The organism is Lactiplantibacillus garii (assembly GCF_003885105.1).
Taxonomy (GTDB): Bacteria; Bacillota; Bacilli; order Lactobacillales; family Lactobacillaceae; genus Lactiplantibacillus; species Lactiplantibacillus garii.
In genome coordinates, this window is the sequence record NZ_QWZQ01000048.1 from 1 (window position 1) to 19296 (window position 19296).

21 protein-coding genes are annotated in these 19296 nt (G+C 48.4%); 7 read left to right on the forward strand and 14 right to left on the reverse strand.

Annotated features, from left to right (window positions below):
* Positions 1-47: 47 nt before the first annotated feature.
* Positions 48-929, reverse strand: coding sequence for a LysR family transcriptional regulator (locus D1831_RS11830; RefSeq protein ID WP_125073116.1), 882 nt, complete (start codon positions 927-929; stop codon positions 48-50).
* A gap of 243 nt (positions 930-1172) precedes the next feature.
* A complete protein-coding gene (locus D1831_RS11835; protein WP_125073117.1) occupies positions 1173-1826 on the reverse strand; it encodes a helix-turn-helix domain-containing protein in 654 nt (217 codons plus the stop codon).
* A 215-nt stretch (positions 1827-2041) separates the two neighbouring features.
* Here D1831_RS11835 and D1831_RS11840 point away from each other — a divergent pair, with 215 nt between their 5' ends.
* On the forward strand, positions 2042-2707 hold the full coding sequence (locus tag D1831_RS11840; RefSeq protein ID WP_158610668.1) for a histidine phosphatase family protein: 666 nt from the start codon (positions 2042-2044) through the stop codon (positions 2705-2707).
* Positions 2708-2760: 53 nt separating this feature from the next.
* Here D1831_RS11840 and D1831_RS11845 read toward each other — a convergent pair whose 3' ends face one another.
* Complete coding sequence (locus D1831_RS11845; RefSeq protein WP_125073119.1) at positions 2761-3432, reverse strand: metal-dependent transcriptional regulator; 672 nt, start codon at positions 3430-3432, stop codon at positions 2761-2763.
* A gap of 120 nt (positions 3433-3552) precedes the next feature.
* Between D1831_RS11845 and D1831_RS11850 the strand changes: the two genes are divergently transcribed.
* The 3 genes from D1831_RS11850 to D1831_RS11860 all read left to right on the forward strand — a co-directional run bounded on the left by D1831_RS11850 (position 3553) and on the right by D1831_RS11860 (position 6037).
* A complete protein-coding gene (locus D1831_RS11850; protein ID WP_125073120.1) occupies positions 3553-5142 on the forward strand; it encodes an Nramp family divalent metal transporter in 1590 nt (529 codons plus the stop codon).
* Positions 5142-5573: a universal stress protein gene (locus tag D1831_RS11855; protein WP_125073121.1), complete on the forward strand. Its 432-nt coding sequence runs from the start codon at positions 5142-5144 to the stop codon at positions 5571-5573. The genes D1831_RS11850 and D1831_RS11855 overlap by 1 nt, the downstream gene beginning before the upstream one ends.
* 185 nt (positions 5574-5758) lie before the next feature.
* A complete protein-coding gene (locus D1831_RS11860) occupies positions 5759-6037 on the forward strand; it encodes a hypothetical protein (RefSeq protein WP_125073122.1) in 279 nt (92 codons plus the stop codon).
* A 73-nt stretch (positions 6038-6110) separates the two neighbouring features.
* Here the strand turns inward: D1831_RS11860 and D1831_RS11865 are convergent, their stop codons facing one another.
* The 8 genes from D1831_RS11865 to D1831_RS11895 form a co-directional block, all read right to left on the reverse strand.
* Entirely contained in the window at positions 6111-6803 is a 693-nt protein-coding gene (locus D1831_RS11865; RefSeq protein WP_125073123.1) for a TVP38/TMEM64 family protein, read from the reverse strand.
* A 139-nt stretch (positions 6804-6942) separates the two neighbouring features.
* Positions 6943-7272, reverse strand: a complete 330-nt coding sequence (locus D1831_RS11870; protein ID WP_125073124.1) for an ArsR/SmtB family transcription factor — start codon at positions 7270-7272, stop codon at positions 6943-6945.
* Positions 7273-7297: 25 nt separating this feature from the next.
* Positions 7298-7867, reverse strand: coding sequence for a cadmium resistance transporter (locus D1831_RS11875; RefSeq protein ID WP_125073125.1), 570 nt, complete (start codon positions 7865-7867; stop codon positions 7298-7300).
* Between the two features lie 130 nt (positions 7868-7997).
* Positions 7998-9995, reverse strand: coding sequence for an ABC transporter ATP-binding protein/permease (locus D1831_RS11880; RefSeq protein WP_125073126.1), 1998 nt, complete (start codon positions 9993-9995; stop codon positions 7998-8000).
* Between the two features lie 158 nt (positions 9996-10153).
* Entirely contained in the window at positions 10154-10441 is a 288-nt protein-coding gene (locus D1831_RS14665; protein WP_225422877.1) for an LPXTG cell wall anchor domain-containing protein, read from the reverse strand.
* A 260-nt stretch (positions 10442-10701) separates the two neighbouring features.
* On the reverse strand, positions 10702-13449 hold the full coding sequence (locus tag D1831_RS11885; protein ID WP_225422878.1) for a LamG-like jellyroll fold domain-containing protein: 2748 nt from the start codon (positions 13447-13449) through the stop codon (positions 10702-10704).
* A 202-nt stretch (positions 13450-13651) separates the two neighbouring features.
* A complete protein-coding gene (locus D1831_RS11890) occupies positions 13652-14014 on the reverse strand; it encodes a hypothetical protein (protein ID WP_125073127.1) in 363 nt (120 codons plus the stop codon).
* 122 nt (positions 14015-14136) lie between these two features.
* Positions 14137-14973, reverse strand: a complete 837-nt coding sequence (locus D1831_RS11895; protein WP_125073128.1) for a metallophosphoesterase family protein — start codon at positions 14971-14973, stop codon at positions 14137-14139.
* A 192-nt stretch (positions 14974-15165) separates the two neighbouring features.
* On the opposite strand from D1831_RS11895, the gene D1831_RS11900 reads away from it, so the two are divergent.
* Both D1831_RS11900 and D1831_RS11905 read left to right on the forward strand, forming a co-directional pair.
* Positions 15166-15492 (forward strand): hypothetical protein, encoded by a 327-nt coding sequence (locus tag D1831_RS11900; protein ID WP_125073129.1) that lies wholly within the window; start codon positions 15166-15168, stop codon positions 15490-15492.
* Positions 15493-15602: 110 nt separating this feature from the next.
* Entirely contained in the window at positions 15603-16376 is a 774-nt protein-coding gene (locus D1831_RS11905) for a helix-turn-helix domain-containing protein (RefSeq protein WP_125073130.1), read from the forward strand.
* Between the two features lie 119 nt (positions 16377-16495).
* Here D1831_RS11905 and D1831_RS11910 read toward each other — a convergent pair whose 3' ends face one another.
* Both D1831_RS11910 and D1831_RS11915 read right to left on the reverse strand, forming a co-directional pair.
* Positions 16496-16867 (reverse strand): hypothetical protein, encoded by a 372-nt coding sequence (locus D1831_RS11910; protein ID WP_125073131.1) that lies wholly within the window; start codon positions 16865-16867, stop codon positions 16496-16498.
* Positions 16868-16886: 19 nt separating this feature from the next.
* Positions 16887-17153 carry a Mor transcription activator family protein gene (locus D1831_RS11915; protein ID WP_125073132.1) on the reverse strand — a complete coding sequence of 89 codons (267 nt, stop codon included), beginning with the start codon at positions 17151-17153 and terminating at the stop codon, positions 16887-16889.
* Between the two features lie 157 nt (positions 17154-17310).
* Here D1831_RS11915 and D1831_RS11920 point away from each other — a divergent pair, with 157 nt between their 5' ends.
* Positions 17311-18252, forward strand: coding sequence for a helix-turn-helix transcriptional regulator (locus tag D1831_RS11920; RefSeq protein WP_125073133.1), 942 nt, complete (start codon positions 17311-17313; stop codon positions 18250-18252).
* 162 nt (positions 18253-18414) lie between these two features.
* Here D1831_RS11920 and D1831_RS11925 read toward each other — a convergent pair whose 3' ends face one another.
* A complete protein-coding gene (locus tag D1831_RS11925) occupies positions 18415-18864 on the reverse strand; it encodes a hypothetical protein (protein ID WP_125073134.1) in 450 nt (149 codons plus the stop codon).
* Positions 18865-19296 lie beyond the last annotated feature (432 nt).

A 19296-nucleotide genomic window follows, 5' to 3' on the forward strand; every position in this document is an offset into this window, starting at 1 on the left:
TCAGAAATTAATAGCTTTTACATTATTAATCAATAGTTTTATTCTATTTATACTTTTATTTTTAATAAAATTTGTAACAAAATCGCTTCATGGTGACTTAGCTTAGCCGTTTTGCGATAAACGACCGAAACGTGGAACTCTTCGCGTAACGGATCGTCAATTTTCAGCCCCACGAGCCCTTCGTTGGGCAAAATGGCATCTTTCACGAGGAAGCCTAAGCCCAGGTTAGCGCGGACAATGCTCTTGAGCCAAGCGATATCCGCCGTTTCGTAAATAATTTCCGGCTTGACGCCCGCCGCCTGACAATAGTCTTGAAAGGCCTTAGGGTGAATAAAGCCGTTGTTTAACCCAATAAATTTTTGATCACTCAATTCCTGAAAACTAATTTTATCCCGGTGAGCCAACGGGTTTTCATCACTAACGATCACTTCAAACGGCCGACTTCCCAACGCCGTGGCTTGCAAATTACGGAGGTGTAACGGGTGGGCCGAAGCAACCAAAGCTAAGTCTAACTTTCCCTTGGCCAGGTCGGCTAAAAGTTGCGCGGAGCCCTGCTCCACCACATCAATTTGCTTGATCCAGCCCCACGCTAAGAGGTGCTTGGCGATCTGGGGGAAAAAGTGCACGCCGATGATGGGGGGCAGCCCAAACCGGATCCGCGGTTGTTTAGTCGCCTCAATTTCTCGGTGTGTCAGCTCTAAACTATCATTCATTACTTGCGAGTTCTTATATAGTAATTGACCGGCCTCAGTAATCAGCATTTGTTGGTGCGCGTGGTCCTGTTTAACAAGTTGCGCGTCAAATTCCTTTTCTAGGCGTTTCACGGCCTGTGTCACGGCTGGCTGTGAAACGGCAAACTTTTCGGCGACATAGGTGTAATTTTTATACTTTACGACGGCCCTAAAAAGCGTTAAATCACGGGTGTTCACGGTCTATCAATCCTCTTCTTACGCGTTCGTGCGTGTTTTCACGACTTACCTTCAAACTGGTAACCGTTTTCAAGTCGCTACTACCGTTATATCACACCTTGAACGCCAAGCCCATTCACATTGTCCGTAACAAAACTCCCCGTGAGTTTGCATCCCCACGTTACACTCTCGTTTTATGTTATGTCAGACAATCATGAATCTTCATCGGCATAAACGCTATCCCGTTCGCTACGGAATCCGCCGTTACTCCGTTTTGCGCCGTTGAAACGGAATTTCAACGGCCAATACAAACGCTATTGTCCGGATAAATATTCTGATAAAAGCCCCTACTATTAAACCAGACGCTCGGCCTAATTCGTACGCCGCTACGTTCCCAACGTTCCCCGGTACGGCCACTAAGCTGACTGGCAAACTTAACGCTAAGTTTAACGTGCCCACCATCACAATAATCGCAACTAATCCCCACCGTTGCCGGGGTGTTGCAACCCACCGTTTAAAATCAGGGTATTGAAAAATCAGCGTTAACACGATCATCATGAGGAACAAATCAACCATTACGACCAGCCCCCCCTGCCAGTGTAAAAAGTTTCCTAAATAGTTTAAAAATAGGGCCGGTACCATTAAATAGTAACCGTTTCGTAACGTCCGCTGCCCCCGTTTGCCCAGCGCTGTTTGCGTTTCATAATGTTTCAGCATCCCTAAGTCCCCCTTTAATAACTGATCAACGGATAATCCGTACACTTCGCTAATCTTGACTAACATTCCAATATCAGGATAACTACGTTCATTTTCCCAACTCGACACCGTTTGTCGTGCCACGTGTAATTTTTCCGCCACCGCGGTTTGGGTCATTTTTCTTTGTTGCCGAATTAATTTTAAGTTATCCGCGAACTTCACGTGCTCACCTCCACAAATTAGCTTACGGAATTTAAACCAACGACACAAGCTAAGCTTCTTAGCAACCTGATTAAACCAGGCTTTACCAGCAAAATAAGGTCCCATTAATTCGGAAAGTTGACTAGCGTATAAGTGCTAGCGGGACCTCCCCCTTATCGTTTGTCGGTAAAATGGGACCATCAATAACCAATAAGGAGTGTGATCTTATCAAATCAATGACACTTTACGTGGTCCGCCACGGTGAAACTTACTTCAACCAGTTTGACCAGTTCCAGGGGTGGTCCGATACACCGTTAACCCCCACCGGCATCCAACAAATTCAAAACCTCGCCATTCAACTAAAGGCGTTGCCAATCACCGCGGTCTACGCCAGCGACATGACCCGGGCCCGGCAAACTGCCAGCATTCTCAGTCACCACACCGATTGGCAAACCGGCAACGTACGGTTTAAATCCGACCTGCGCGAGCACTTCTACGGTAGCTTTGAAGGTCAAAAAATGGCCCCCGTGTGGGAACGCATCGCGAACGACCACGGTTGCCAAACGTACGATGACCTCGTTATGCAGTTCAACGTTGATCAGGCTCAGGACTGGTTAAGCCAAGCTGATCCTAGTCACTTAGCAGAAACTAGCCAAGCGTTTTGGGCCCGGATGACGACCGGCCTCGCCAACATCGTTAACGAACGACCGGACCAGTCCGCGGCACTCCTAGTTTCCCACAGTTCCGTTATTCGGGCGATCGTTGCCCGCTACGCGCCGGAACAGCTTGACCCAATCACGCCGGACAACGGCCGGGTCACCCAGTTAAAACTAAGCCGGGGGGCAACCGGCGGGGTCGCCGTAGAAGTCGTTAACTACAATCAAAGCGCCGTCACGGCGTAGTCAAAGAGCCGCTCAATCATCCGGTTGAGCGGCTTTTATTTAGTATTGAACCCTTAATTAACCACGAGCGCCTTGATTGGTTGCACGTAAATGTAGCGTGCAACCGCCGCGTTTAGTAAGTATTCCCGCTGGTGCTGGTCGACTAACGTAATGACCGGAATACTGTTACTTTGGCTAACTACCGTTAAGCGTTGGTTTAATTGCAAACTAGTGTGTTCCAAATATTTCACGATACTGGTCGTTTCTAGATAGCTTGCTAGGGTCACCGTGCACCCCTCCGCCACCGTACTGAGGGCACAAACATTTTGATCGTGCTGCGTCTCAAAAGTGGGTAATTGTAACGGCCCACCAAACGGACTCACCCGTGGCGTTGCCAGCTGCTGATTTAATCGCTTCAATAAGTCTTGATCATTAATAGCGGCCATCAGCCACGCCTGTTCCGGAATTGCCACTAGTGGTAACTTAATTGTTTGCGCCAGCCAAACTTCACACAACCGGTACCTAAACATTAAATCCTGAACAAGTTGGTAACCAGCCGCCGTCAACGTAATTTCATGGTACGTTTTGCGGGTTACGAACCCCATTTTTTCTAAGTGACTGACGGCCTCGGTCACCGAGCCTGGAAGCACGCCCAGCATGGTCGCAATCTGTTTATTATTAGTTCCGTTTTGCGTATAACCCGCTTCATAAATCGTCTTTAAATAGTTGCTGATACTTTTTCGCATAAAATTATCGCCCCAAATTTAATTTTGTAGGTTGCCCTAAAAAGTATTTCCATTTTATATTATTTATTGTACAATAACAACCGTTCAAATGTTTTAGAACCATGAAAGGTGGAGTTACACTTGAGTGAAAAAGAGAGTACACCCAGCCGCAAGCATAAATTGATTGAATATGCGAACGGCCCGTCCTTAGAGGAGATTAACGGAACCATCGAAGTTCCCAAAAACCTCAGCTTCTGGAAAACGTTATTTGCCTATTCCGGTCCCGGCGCCCTTGTTGCGGTGGGCTACATGGATCCTGGGAACTGGTCAACGTCCATTACCGGTGGTCAAAACTACCAGTACATGTTAATGTCTGTCATCTTGATTTCAAGTTTGATTGCGATGTTATTACAATACATGGCGGCTAAACTTGGTATCGTGAGTCAGATGGACTTGGCTCAGGCAATCCGGGCTCGGACTAGCAAGTCCCTCGGCATCGTCTTATGGATCTTAACTGAATTCGCCATCATGGCGACCGATATCGCGGAAGTTATCGGTGCCGCCATTGCGTTATATCTATTATTCGGAATTCCTTTAGTGATTTCAGTTTTCATTACCGTTTTTGATGTTTTGCTCTTATTATTACTAACCAAGATCGGTTTCCGTAAAATCGAAGCCATCGTCGTCTGCTTGATTTTAGTTATTCTATTCGTCTTCGTTTACCAAGTTGCCCTCTCCAATCCGGACTGGGGTGGTGTGATCAAGGGACTCGTCCCAACCGCCGCAACTTTCTCAACGACCCGTTCCGTGAATGGGATGACCCCGTTATCCGGTTCCCTGGGAATCATCGGGGCAACGGTTATGCCGCATAACTTGTACTTACACTCAGCCATTTCACAAACCCGTAAGATTGACCATAACGACGAAGATGACGTGGCCCGTACGGTTAAATTTGCTAGTTGGGATTCCAACATTCAATTAACTGGTGCGTTCTTCGTTAACGCTTTACTGCTCATCATGGGGGTTGCCGTTTTCAAGAGTGGTGCCGTTAAGGACCCTTCGTTCTTCGGGTTATACACCGCTTTATCCAATACTTCCATGTTAAGCAACGGCATTCTAATCAGTGTGGCAAAGTCCGGCGTCCTATCCGCGTTATTCGCCATCGCCCTCCTAGCCTCTGGTCAAAATTCAACCATTACCGGGACCTTAACCGGGCAAGTAATCATGGAAGGCTTCGTTCACATGCGGATGCCGCTCTGGTTACGGCGCTTAGTCACCCGGCTAATTTCCGTAATTCCGGTTCTGATCTGCGTGGCCCTAACGAGTGGTAAGAGTGCCATCGACGAACATACAGCGTTAAACGACTTAATGAACAATTCGCAAGTGTTCCTAGCTTTCGCCCTACCATTTTCAATGCTACCGTTGCTCATGATGACGGACAGTGCCGTCGAAATGGGGCACCGCTTTAAAAATAGTTTATGGCTCAAGATCTGTGGCTGGTTCTCCGTTATTGGGTTGACCGTCCTTAACTTAATCGGCCTCCCCGACCAAATTGCCGGCTTCTTTGGCGACAATCCGACCGCGGCCCAAACCGAACTCGCCAACGTCATTGCCTGGATCCTAATTGCCGCCGTCTTAGCCCTCCTGGTTTGGACGATTTACGACTTACACCGCGGTAACAAGCGCTACGCCACCCAACTCGCTGAAAAAACAAAGGAGCGTGCAAATTAATGGCAACTCAATTCAAACGAATTTTAGTCGGGGTCGATGATTCGGCCGACGCCCTCCTCGCATTTAGCTACGCCATTCACCAGGCTAAGCAGGACGACGCCGAGTTAGTGATCGTTTCAATTCTGGAAGACGACGACATGAACGTTTATCAGGCCCTAAGCAAGGACTACGTTCACGGTGAACGCGACGAGCTTCAACGCCACCTCTTAAAGTATCAGCAACAAGCGACGGACGCGGGGGTAACTAAGGTTCGAACCGTTATTGCGGAAGGCGAACCCGGTGAGACCATCGTTAAGGAAGTCATTCCACACGTCCAACCCGACCTGCTGATCATTGGTTCGTTGGCTAAAAAGGGCATCGCTAAACGATTCGGTAGTCAAGCGGCGTACATGGCTAAATACGCCCCCATTGCCGTTTTAGTGATTCGTTAAGACGCTTTAAATTAGAACTGAGTAAACGTTCCACTATCATAGTAAAGGCCGGTACCATCACGTTGATGGTACCGGCCTTTATGTTTAATCCGATTTAAATTTAGGCGTACTGAAATTTAATTGACTACTTTTCCTAAACAATCTATAATAAGACTTGGTGTTAAGGAATGAAAGGAGTGTTCATGATGACCCCAAACGAAACTTATGATGCATTAGAGAAGTGGCACTTATTGCCAGACGCCGAATTTACGTGGCGACCATTTTCTTCCACGGCGGTCTACGTTGAAACAATGCAAGCGCGGTTAGTTTATCGGTTAGATTTAGCGAACGCAACGGTAGCGATTTTTAAAGCTGATCCCAGCACAGAGCTCTCGGAACACTTTCTACCGCTCAAGACGGTCCCACTAACGACCGCTCAACTGAACGACCTGAAGCACCGGCATGACACACCCGTTATGCAATAATTGAGTTGGACTTTTCTACACGCTTAGTCCAAAAATGACGACTGCCCGTAATCTCACCAATTACGTGTAATCGTCATTTTTTTAACCGTTCCAGCTTAGCGGTCGTCCGACGATCCCGGTGAATCAGCCATAATAAACCAACTAACAACACCACGACCACCGCAAAACCGAGGGCGTTTTTAAAGTGGGCCTTGATCAGTTCATCACCGCCACACGCGTAGATCACCGCCGTCGGAATACTCCCTAAAAGCGTGGCCATGCCCAGTTGGCGGGACCTAACCCCAGTTTTGACCGCGGCTAAGCTCACGAGCGACGTAGGAATAAACGGGATCGTGTAGCCAATTACGATCCCTAGCAGTGGGTGGCGCATGTTCGCAATTTCATCCACAATTTTACTGGGTTTAGTTGCCGATTGCTTTTCGGTGACCCGGTTAAAGACCCGCTGGGCAATTAAATTTCCCAAGGTAATGCCGACGACGTTTAAAGCAGCCCCCAAGCCCTTGCCAAAGCAGATGCCGGCAACCACGCTGACCGTGGCGACCGGCGCACCGGGAATAATCGAAAAACAGATCAATAGTGGCACGACCAGTAATATATCCACGGCCCGGTGTCGGCGGACCTGCGCCACGATGGTGGTTTGGTCAAAAACTTGCGCACGTAACATTTCCCAAGTACCGTGATAACGAATAACCAGCAGGCTAACCAATAGGACCGCTAAAACCGCGGCAGTACTGATCAACTGGCGCTTAGATAGTTTGAGTTTCACCGTGACGCCCCCTTCGTTTGAACGTTATCCTTATTATCACTAATCTTACCCCCGCTGGCAATTGTTTACCCACTCAGCGACCTAAAAAAGTTCAGGTCGACCGGCCGTACCGGTTCTCACCTGAACTTTTTTCGAAAAATCAGTCTGCCCACTGCCGCCCCGGGTGCGGTTCGTGTTTAATTTCGTGGGAAACGTGTCCCAGCATGGCGTTGACCATTTCTAAAATGTGCGGGTCGTCCAAACAATAAAAAACGTGCTTGCCGCGTTTACTGCGCGTCACCAACTGGTACTGAAACAAAATGGCCAGTTGGTGAGACACCATCGGTTGCGGTAACGCCACGTGGGCCACAATACTGGAAACGTCGGCCTCGTTATTTTCCAAGAAATATAAAATTTTAATGCGGTTAACGTTACTTAAAACCTTATAGATTTTGACCGCTTCTTCTAAAATTGGTTCACTTACGTCCACGTTGTGATCCCCCGTTTCTCCGTGGTTAGATTAGTGTCATCAAGTGACTGATCAGGCCGCTATCCCAGAAAACGTACAGTCCGATCAAAACGTAACAGACCTTCATTAGCCGTTCTCCGTGGGCCGCCATGCCTCGTTCCACGACCGGCACGTCGGCAATCAGCTTAATAACGATGACGACGGCCACCGTCAACACACCAACCAACCCTAAAGTCATTAAAAAGTGTAGCATAGTTTCTCCCGCCAAAACAGGCAGAAAGATTGATAAGTTGCACCCCGCGCAGACGGATAAATACGTCACTAGTACGCTTAACACCGGCGAACTGCTGGTGCGGTCCGCGTCATCATCGTCATCATTGCGCAACGCCATCCAAATTGGTAAGAAACCCAGCACCCCTAGTAACCACTCCGGCAAAAATAATGCCAGCGTTTTACCGATGAAAAAACTGGCAGTCAGTAAAATTATGTTACCGAGTAAGTACCCCACCACCACTTGTCGCACCCGGTACTTTTTAAGTAAAAAAATTAACATGAAGAAAAAATCAAGGTTAACGCTTAAAAACGTTAAGACCAGTAACCAGTAGTTCAATCCCATCACCCACTCTTTATATTTACATATATTATATGTCGCATATGATATGTGTAAACCCCCAACTTTTGCTCCGCCGAGTCCATCCAAAAAGGCCGCTCCCTGACCGGAAACGACCCACTTTATTTTATTGCTGTTAGTCCGCGGCCAAAGCGTCAATTGGGTTCAATCGGGCCGCCCGCCAAGCTGGTAAAATGGCGGCTAACAACGCAATCACCAACGCAATGATAAACGTGGTCACCACGTTGCCCACGTGAATCGCAATCATGTTATAGCTGGCAATTTGGTACAGTACCCGGTTCAAGCCGGCCCCCACACCGTACGCTAGCCCCGTTGCCAGGACGGCACTAATAACTCCAATAATCAGTGATTCACTGGTAAACAACCGCCGAATGTCGCCACGACTTTCACCCAACGCACGCAGAATCCCAATCTCTTTTTTGCGGGCACTGACCGACATAAACATCGTGACGATGATCATTAACGCGGATACCAACAATGAGATACCGGCAATGGCTGCCAAAATGGTCGTTGCTAAGTTAACGTACGTATTGACCGTGCTCAACATGCTGGCAATACTGGTTGCCGAGAACTGGCGCTTATTATTCGTCTTTAACTGATTAATGGTCTTAGTAACCGCATCGTTATGCTGCCGGCGGTCCACCTTGACGGCCACCGAAGTTGGTTTGGTCGTTAAGTCCTTGGTTTTACGCATCGCTTTCATCGTCGCGTAAGTCACGGCGGTAACGCCACTACCAGTGGTGCCTTCCGTAATACCGGCCACCGTTAACTGGCGCTTGACCGTAACGGCCGTGCCGCGCGCATTGGTAGTTTGAAAACTAACCGTCACCTTTTTACCTACCAGGTCCTTCCAATTTTTACTGGACCACTTCTTGGCGACCGTTTTTTTATCCACGACAATTTCATTTTTTCCCGCTTGGTGGCCGGCCTTAATAATCGACGAGCGGTTGGCAGACGTCCACGTTGTTAGCGAACTAGCCGTGTAATCCTTTTTACCCACACTAATCGTCGCGTTACTTGCACTGACGATCGGTTGTACCGTTTGGACGTGGTCCAGTCGGCGCAACCGTGTCAATTGTGCCGAACTAAACGTTGGCGTGCTGGTCGTCGTGGTGGCCGTGCCCATCGCGGCCTCAGGACCGCCCTGACTGTCCTGACCACCCCGTTGTTGACTCTGCTTTTGATAACGGGCTACCGTAACCACACGGGGGTTGACCATGTTATTAATTTCCTGGTTAATATAGGCTTTCAAACCGTTGCCCAGCCCGTTAAATAGCATCACCGCGAATAGCCCGATAGCGGTCCCGATAATAATAATAAGGTTCCAACTCCACGTATAACGTAAGTGTTTAAACGCGGTCGTGACCGGGACAGTCCACGGTAATTTACGGGCAGGAATCTGTTGCTGCTTACTATCGACCGGGTACGCCGGGTGTAAACGTTCATCACTCGTGATCTTACCGTCCGCTAACCGCACGATCCGGGTCCCGGCGTTGGCGACTGCCTGCGAATGGGTCACGCAAATGACCAGTCGCCCTTCCGCCGCGATCTGGTCCAAAATTTTTAAAACTTCGGCGGTATTTTCCGAATCCAACGCGCCGGTCGGTTCGTCGGCAATAATGATTTGGGGGTCGCTCGCTAACGCCCGGGCAATGGCCACCCGCTGCTTTTGACCACCCGATAACTGGTTGGGATATTTTTTGATCTGGTCGGTCAACCCGACCCGTTTAAGCAGCTCCTTAGCCCGTTGTTCACGCTCACTGCGGTTCAACTTGGTCATGTCCAGTGAAATCAAAACGTTGTCCAAGACGGATAGGTGGTTGATCAAGTTATAGGCCTGGTAAATATAGCCAATCGTTTCCCGGCGATACCGGTCCATCTGACCTTCCTGATGGTGGTCCAGTGCCGTTCCCCGCAACCGGACCTGACCGTCAAACTGGCGATCCAAGCCACCAATGATATTCATCAGCGTTGATTTACCACCGCCCGATTCACCTAAGATGGCAACAAACTCGCCCCGTTCAAAGCTCAAGTTAATCCCGTTCAATACCGGGAACGCTTCTTTTCCCAAGTAGTAGGACTTATGAATATCCTTTAATTCTAAATAGCTCACGCTACCAACACCCGCTCTCAATTAGTGTCCAAACCAAACTGGCTCAGAAAATTGTCAATAATAGGTACCTCTGTCAACTAATTCTAACAAAAAAGCCTTCCAAAAGTAGCTTGGAAGACTTTCCGTGGTATTTTAACTTGAAACGACACCCACCCAACTCAGTTCCGGCGCTTGCGTAACCAAACTTCCGCGCCGCTGGTGATTGCTAAAAGCAGCATCCCACCGGCAACTAACCACTTGGACGCCCGCTCCCCCGTTCGCGGTAGTCCGTCGTTTAGCCCATCAGTGCTCGGTAAGGCACCGTCGTTCGCGGACGCGGGTGCTAAGGCTGCGCTAACCGCATCGGCGTGACGGTCATTTTCATCCGTTGACACACTGGCCAGCGGACTACCGGTAGCCGGCTGTTCATCGGCCGGAATACTGCTGCTATGATTCGCCGCGGTCATTGCTGTGGTACCGGATTCCTCATTCGACTCATCCTTAGTAGCTTCGGTGTGGTCGGATGACGCCGCCGTTGCCGCGTGCGTGTTAGTTGGTGTTGGTTTGGCGGTTAATAGCGGTTCCCCGTCACGGTCATCCTTAGAAACCGGTCGTTGACCTGACGTTAAAATGGATTCTCGACCACTGGAGCTTTCGTCCGCGGGGCGCTTGGGAACGGCGATTGGTCGTTGCTCCGTAGTCAGGCGGCCCTCTTCTTCGTTAGGTGTTAGAAACCCAGCCGATGAAGAAGATGTGCCAGGCCTTTTTTTTTGGTTGGTTTTTGCTTAGCAGGCTTAGTCGGTTTTGCTGGCTTAGCTGGCTTTGCAGGTTGTTGACTCGCTGGCTTGGCTGCCTTGCTCTTGTCATGGTTAGCTAAATCAACTAAAACTTCCGTGCCGTTAGTAGTCGCCGCCATGGCTTTTTGAACCGTTACGCGGCCCGCGTTTTTAGCCGCCTTTTTAAAGTTAACGGTGACTAACTTGCCCGTTGGTTGTTTCTTGAAACTGAGCGTTAACTTCAAAGTCCCGTTTTCCACCGTTTGCCGTAAAACTTTTACGCCCTTGGCAGCCTTTACGTTAGCAACTTTTTGATTGCCTAAGTCAATTTGCATATCTAAGGCGCGTAGTTGGCGTTTGTCCCGTAAGTTGGACATGTCAATGGTTGCCTGTTGCCCCTTACGACGCAAGTGCAACTTTTCAACGTCGCGGTCCTTCTTACCTAATTCGGTTTGTTTCAAGAAAGCCGACTTGTCAAAGACGTTACTGTTAAACATGTGCGGTGCACGCGGCACTTGTAACGCGTCTAAAACTAACGCGGTAATATCGGAGTTGCTCCCACCGTGTAAGCGGCGACCACTATCAACGGTTTCACCACCCATGGCGATGAAAATATCGCGGTCCGGCGCGTCGTTCGGGCCATGGTTCGTGTGTGCCCCACCGTGATCGGCGTTAGCAATCACTAACGTATCGTGGATGTGGCCGGTCTTTTCAAGTTGGTCCATGACCTTCTTGAATAGCTTGTCGTATTGGGAGTATTGGTTCCAGTAGTTATCGTTGTACCACCCACGACCGTGACCCTGACCATCCATGTAATCGCTTTGCATGTAGACCATCGACGTACTATCAAATTCGGAAGTTCCGATGTAATCGGCAACGTCGTCAAACGACTTTAAGCTGGCGGATTGTTTTGTTTTGACCGCGGCGTCCGGTTCCACGATTGAGTTCACGATTGGTCCCCATTCGGAGAACGCAGCCGCTCCCTGAGTGGGGTTGTTCTTTTGTAAGACTTTGAAAACGGACGGGAATAACTGGCGTTGCTTGCCAAAATCGGCGAAGTATTCCTGACCCATGGTCCCGTTCGTCCCTTGGTATTCCGTTGGCAAAGTTTCCCACGGCCGACCGTGCAACATTGAAATGTAGTTTTGCGCGGAAATGGCCGGTGCAACCGCCTTAGCGGACGTGCTCATCGCAAACTTGTTATTGAAAAGGTCCATCAAGTACGGGTTATTCCGCTTCTTCATGATTGCGGGGTCACTCGTCCATACCGGCGTTTCGGTTCCGTGCGCGTAGTACATGCCGTCCGGACTCCAAGCATTCCCACCACCATCAGTGGTCAATACAACGACGTGTTTATAAGGCTTGATTTCAGCCTTGTTCGCAACGGCCGCTTTTTGTGCGTCGGGAGCCTTGACGATGTCCCCGACCCCGATGATGCCGTCGCCGTTATAATCCAACGCGTACTTGCCGTTTACTTTAACGGATAGGGCCTTGCCAAGTTGGATCGTGCTATCTTTAGTAACTTGTTCGAAGCGAATTTGGGCCACACCGGCTTTTTTCTTCGTGTGTAAATTAATATGTGCTAAACGGGTCTTCGCGTACTGCTTAAACTCGTTCGGTGATAGCTTAGCCGTCGAAGTAATTCGTAAACGGCCGTTCGCTACTTGCTTAACCGTCGTTTGATTGCCGCCCAGGGTCCGGTCCGCATCAACGAAGTACATCAAGTCCGGGTTAAAGACAACGTCAAGCGTTAACTTACCCTGATCACCATATTTTACTTGGCGGGCGTGGACGTTTAGCCCGTATGTATGTCCAACAGCCGCTTCCTTGGCACCCACTAACATGGTACCAACCGTTTGCTCAGCGGGTACGACTACGTTCGTTCCATCCGTTTCGTGCGTTTCCGCCGTCACTTCACGGTTTAATGATTGGATTTGTTCGGCGGTCAAGGTGTGGTTGTAAAGGCGAGCATCCTTGATCTTACCCGTCATTTGCGATTGAACGTGGTCGCCACCGGGGCGCGCGTCGCCACCCAAAACAAAGTCCTTGGTTCCTTGGGCTAATTGTAAGTCACCGGGCATCGCCACGGATTGAACCAACTTGCCATCTAAGTATAGGCTGGCCGTTTTGTTCTTATCAATAACCCCAACGGCGTGAACCCATTTGCCGGCACGCAAAGTCCCAGCGGGTTGCTTGTAACCGTGACCGTCGTGGGCGTAGAAAATCACTTTTCCGTGCGCCACACCTAGACCTAAGCCGCCACTTTGTTGGCTTGAGAAAATTTCGTGTTCGCCGTTGCTATCAGCGGCCGGGTCGTACTTAAAGTAGGCCTCAATAGCCATTCCGTTTTTCAGTTCGTTAAACTGAGCGTCCGAAAAAGTTGTGTAGAAGGCGGACTTGCCGTCGAGCGTTAGGAGGTTACCCGGAACTTCGGTATCGGTCCCACTCTTAGGCTCGCCCACTTTGTTCCAAGCGGTATGACCCTTCACGTCAGTTAGCTGACCATGTCTGAACTGCAGATCCATGAAAGCTGAGTCGGCAACGCTGCTCTCAGCGGTTGCGGCTTTAGTTTTCGCGGACTTCTTCACCTTTGCCGAGGTTGGGGCGTTCGACTGGGTGGTTGCGGCAATCGCGGGGGTTACCGTCGTTGTCAAAATTGATGAACAAATTAATAAGGTCGTTAAAACACGCGGCTTCATTAAAATTATCACTCCAAATAATTTATTATGGTTACGCTAATAACCATTGAAATCTAATCATAAAGAACTAATGTAAATTATTCGTCGTGAGCCTTGTAAAGAAAAGGTGTATTTTGTGTTTAGATAACTAAACACTAATAATCGTGGTCATTAGTTAACCAGGGCATAAAAAAAGGTGCCGCTGGATTAGCGCCACCTTAACCTATTTTTCACGCTGATAGCCATTATCAACGAGTTGATTTTTAAACCAAGTTTCAAACATAAAACCATACCAGATGGCCCCTAACACGTTGATTGTCAACGCAACGTTTTCCGTAAAAAGTAACTGAGCTAACATGTTGACCAAAACAAGGGCTAAAAACGGAACCGCCGTTTTGATCACAAAAAACGGCGTCCGACAACGCACACTGAACAGCGCGTAAAACCAAGTAAATAGCAGGGCCCACCAGTTAAACGTGCCGTAGACCACCTTAGTACTCGTTTCACCATTTTCCGTCTTCGTAAACACCATATTTTCTTTGACCCGGCTCTTAAAACCAAACCATTCGGACCAAGCAAAATTCACGAGTAGTCCCTCCTTATAATTTTTAGTTAAAAACCATTATAAAAGTCCGGCGGCCCCCGCGTCAAATGGGAATCGCTGACTGCCACCTTACCCGTACTAGCACGAACATCCCGTCCGGCGGTTTACTTCTCGTATTGGAAAAAGTTCTCAACTTCCGCAGCGTAGCCGTATTCGGCATTCACCCGCGCCAGGAGTTCAGCGTCGTGCGTACTCGTTAGTCCGGTTCGACGGAGGTGTTCGTATAACTTTAGATAGGGTAAGTGCCGGGCCTTAGCCGTGGCGATTTCGGCTTCAACGTCGTACGCCACTTTTCGAAAATCGACCGTTAACTGCCCGGCATCGGTCACCATCAAAAACGCGTAGTGGGCCCGTTGATCCGCTAAGAATTTAGCATACGGACTATAAGGTTGACCAGTGGCCCCCGGATTAATAATCAACTGGCCACTCGAAGACACGCGCATCAGTTGTTGGTGGGTGTGACCATAAATTGCAACGTCGTGGGTTCCCGCTAAATGGTCAAAATTAGCTTGGTCTTCCGCCGGGTACAAGTCGTGGCCGGTAGACCGTTCCGGCTGGTTATGGCTCAGACCGAAAGTAAGTCCGTTAACCGTCACACTCGTCGCGATTGGGCGGTGAACCAATTGCTGGTAATCGTCAGGCGCTAACCGCTTCACCAAGTATTCCGTCAACCGCGCAAAGTAAATTTCCGACGCGTTGTCCCAGTGCCCTTCCCCGGTCATCACGGCGTTAATCCCCTGTTCCCAGTTTCCCTGTAGCCAAACCTTTGGCTGAACCGTCTTTAGCGTATCGTACAAATTCTGCGTTCCCGGTCCGGGCAAAAACAAGTCGCCTAAAAACCAGTAGTCGGTCGCACCCGCCCGCTTAGCATCCTCCAATACCGCGTTTAACGCGGATAAGTTACCGTGAACGTCCGCTAACACCGCAATTTTTCGTAACATCGTGCCCACTCCTTTTAGTTGATACGTTCAGTATACGCCAATCCTTAACCAATTCTTTGGAAACTTTACCGACACAAACGTAAATAAAATTTATTAATTTCATCATAAAAGCCTAAACGATGGGCGTCATGATGGAAGTAAATTATGATTAATATTACTAACGGTTATATAAAAGATTTGGGGGGATTTATTATGGCACCGTTACCTGCACAATTTAACACCTGCAACCAGTTCATGGCACTTGAAACTTGTTTGCACGCCGTCGTCCACGATGGCTTTGACGGTTTTCAAAACGTTAAGCTCGCACTAGTCGATGAACTGGCCCGTTTACTGGATGCCCGTATCACCATCCTATTAGATCAGCCGCAGTTCGTTTTGATTATTCACAACCACCGTGAAAAGTTGGCCGTTTTGGGGAACGTCCAACCCGGTAGCGAACGCCGCTACGACATCACGTTAGATGGCCATTCCGTCAACAGTGGACCCGAACTAATGGACACCATTTATAACTTTCTTTAAGATACTTTACGGCAACGGCTAACTTTTTTCACTTGTTAACCCTAGTAATCGTTAATTATTCGGTACCATGTGCTAAAATTAACAATATACAATAGGGGGAGGTGAGTCCGGTGACAATCGACAAACAGGCGGTTGGCCAACGTATTAAAACGTTGCGGTTAGCACAGCAGCTCAGTATGGCTGCGTTAGCCACGGCCGTTGGGGTTGCTGGCAAGAGCACCATTAACGATTGGGAAAAGGGCCGCACGTTGGCAAGTCAGGACAAGCTGGCAGCTTTAGCCGGCCTATTACACACGTCGGTCGGCTTTTTACTGCACGGTGACCTTCAACATTACGTGTTTAACGTTTTAAAAACGAACGGGATCAATAATCCGGAATTTAACGTTTTACTTTGGGAGTACGTGGACCTCACGACGACCAACCCCAACTTGCTCTCCGGAGACGTTTTTGGGGCCGATTCAACCACCACGACCCCAACGGAAAAGCGGGACAGCGTCATCGATGCCCACATCGACGACGCCATTAACCAAATTTTGCAGGCCGTAATCAATATTTTTCCAGCTAGCGACTACCCGGCACCCGAACAAATCATCAAAAGTGCCTGCGACGTTTTTCGTCAACGGATTCAGCTCATTCGCCGGACTTTTACTGGTAAGTACAACCGCATCGTCCGCTTATTAGACAACGTCGACCTGTACGAAAAATTAGGCGCCGACCCGGCCTTAAAGATTTATTTGGATGACACCACTGCCACTAGTGGCGGGTTCGAAATTGATCACGCCTATCAGCAAAAGATGAACCGGCTCATTACCGAGTTCCACCAACAACTAAACGCCATCAACGCCGATTACCAACACGCACTCCGGCAAAAACGGCAGAATTAACGGTCATTGACCCGTATCAACGAACTTTAGATTAAAACCAAACACGTTAAGTTGCTCAAAACTTTCCTTTCGAGCAGCTTAACGTGTTGTTTGTTCTCTGAATATTTTACCGACTTACATTAAACGGTTGCGGTCGCCGACTGAACGTGGTAGCCGTTAACCAGCAGTTGGTCTTTGAACCAGGTATCAAACATCATCCCGATCCAGACATACATGGCTAAACTAACGACTAGTCCCAAAAAGGTTCCTAATAGGAAGTAAACCGCCGAACAAACGACGCTCCCCACAATATCGATGGTGATAAATTTTTGAATAAAGCCGGGAGTCCGGTACTGTTTAGTTGCGAGGACGTAAATCCAATTAAACAGCACGGCCATCCAATTAAAACTGCCCCGCACCGTTTTTGACTCGACCTGTCCGTTAACTTCCTTCACCAACACCGTTTCACTTTGAACCCGGTGACTAAAATCAAACCAATCTGAAATATCCATGTTAATTTCCTCCTATATTTTATTGATTTTTTTGTGCGGTCCGAACGACTTTGATTACCCACCGCTGTGAATACCCGTATTCACGGGCTAAATCCTGCGCGTTGTGCCCGTCGTAGCGGGCAAGTACCCGCTGCGCCGCTTTTTGCCGGTCATACAGGTGGGTCGGAATCGTTAATTGCATGCCCCGGTACGCGTTAAATATCTTGAGCATGGCGTCACTCCCAACCAATTCATGAATACCTTGGTAAAACGGGTGTAACGCGTCAACGTCAATTTGATTTGCCATTTTACTGTCCTCCTTGCTTTCTTTATGTCCTAAGATTAAGCTATTAGATAGACACATTTTGTCTAGTTATAATATTTCAAGTCAAAAAATGACCACCAATTCCGGCACACTTGACAGTCATTAGCTAACGCTTAAGTGCCGGATCAAGGGGGACCTCATGAACGCAGCGTACCGCCAGTTAACCATTCTCCAGCTATTATTATCAGACCACCTCGTCATTAAAACGGCCTTAGCCGACCAATTTGAGGTCTCACCGCGGGCCGTTCAACGCGATATTAGTCAGGTCAAAAATTTTATTGCGGACCAACAATTGCCCTACCAGCTCGTCTACCGCCGCAAACTCGGGGGTTACCAGTTAGTCAGTGCTCAGGGCAACGTCTCTAAACAGGTCGTGCTGGTTTTAGTCAAAATTTTATTAGCAAGCCGGGCCGTCACGACCACCGAACTTCACCAGACCATTACCGGCTTAATGAACCTACTCCCCCAACCCGAACGGCGAGAGATTCAGCCCATCATTAAAAATGAGACTTTTTATTACCAGCCGGTCCACCACGGTAAGCCCCTGTTAAAACTCATTTGGGAATTAAGTCAGTTGATCATCCACCAAACCACGATCGACATTGACTACCGCAACGCCCACGATCAAATCGAAACCCGGACAATTTTGCCGCAAGCGGTCATTTTTTCCGAATACTACTTCTACGTGGTCGCGTACAGTGCGAAGTACCACGCCAACCGTTTTTTCAGAATTGACCGTATTTTTGACTACCACCGCGCCCACCAACCACTGACCCGCAACCGGGCGCAACGGGTCGAAGACGGTGAATTACGGCACGTCATCCACTACATGCAACCCGGAGAAAAGATGACGATTCGCTTTGAATTTTCCGGGATCGTTGAAGCGGCGCTCGACCGCTTTCCGACCGCTAAAGTTTTAAAGAAGTTCCCGGACGGGCGCGTCCTAATTGAGACCGAAGCGTTCGACCGCGGAGCCAAGATGTGGCTGCTCAGCCAGGGACCGCTGGTCAAAGTGGTTGCTCCCGCTAGCTTTGTCAAGGACGTTCAGGCCAGCTTACAAGCAACCCTTGCCCAATACTAAAAGACGAGGCTGTGACTTTTGTCACAGCCTCGTCTTTATCTTCGAACAATTATTGTCGAAACGTGCGCCAAAAGTCGGCGGGCTCCACTTAACCCCGTATACTCACCAGCTAACCGACTTTTGGCACACTCTGGTACTTCAATTTACAATTATGATTAATCCTTAAAGTGCGGGTTTGTGGGATGCTTCCACGACCCCCACCACTAAATTGGCCAATTTTTTAAATAACATGACACTAAAGAACGCAATTACCACTAAAACCGGGAAAATTTTAGCTAAACCCAGCCAAAATACCAGTTGTACCTGCCCCATTAAAACCTGTGCAGACGTTGCCATAATGGCCGTAATAAAAATGGTAAATATCACGTCCGTTAATAAGGGTAACTCCCGCGGGGTAAATAGGTGGATCAACCACCGACTAAGTGCCGGCAATGGTAAACAGGTAGTAGAAAATAGGGCCACGCACCCGGTGGATAGAATTAGAAACCGGGTGCTCTCCCAAACCAGTGGCGCACCTACTAATAGTGGTGTGACGGTGCTCATTACCGAAGCCATCCCGAACGAGACAATCACGTTGGCAACCCAAAAGGATACCGATTTAAATTTTTGCATGCTGAACCCCTCCAAAGTTAGTAATTCCGAACGTGCCGGTCCCCACCAGTTTATCCACGTCCGTTAGTTGACTAATTGTTCGCACTATCACGAGTGAACGGTTTAACACGTTATTCAAGCATCCCCGTCATTAACCGCGCTATCACGAAACCCGCTTATTATTAAGTTTATAGCAGATAATATTTTTGTCAATTTTAATTGTTATAAAAATCACAATATACTGATGCCATCAATAAATGAATAAATAGATATTAGTATAAAACATTTATACATTACTAAAAAATAATGCTTTTGATTTATTTTTTTCTAATGTGCTTGGTCCCCTGTCAATAAAATAGACAATTTAAATAGAGACTTTTTTGTCCTATGCCACGACTAAATTTTGAATTTGAGTTTGATACTCATCTTCAAGTTGCTTTGGTGATTTGAATC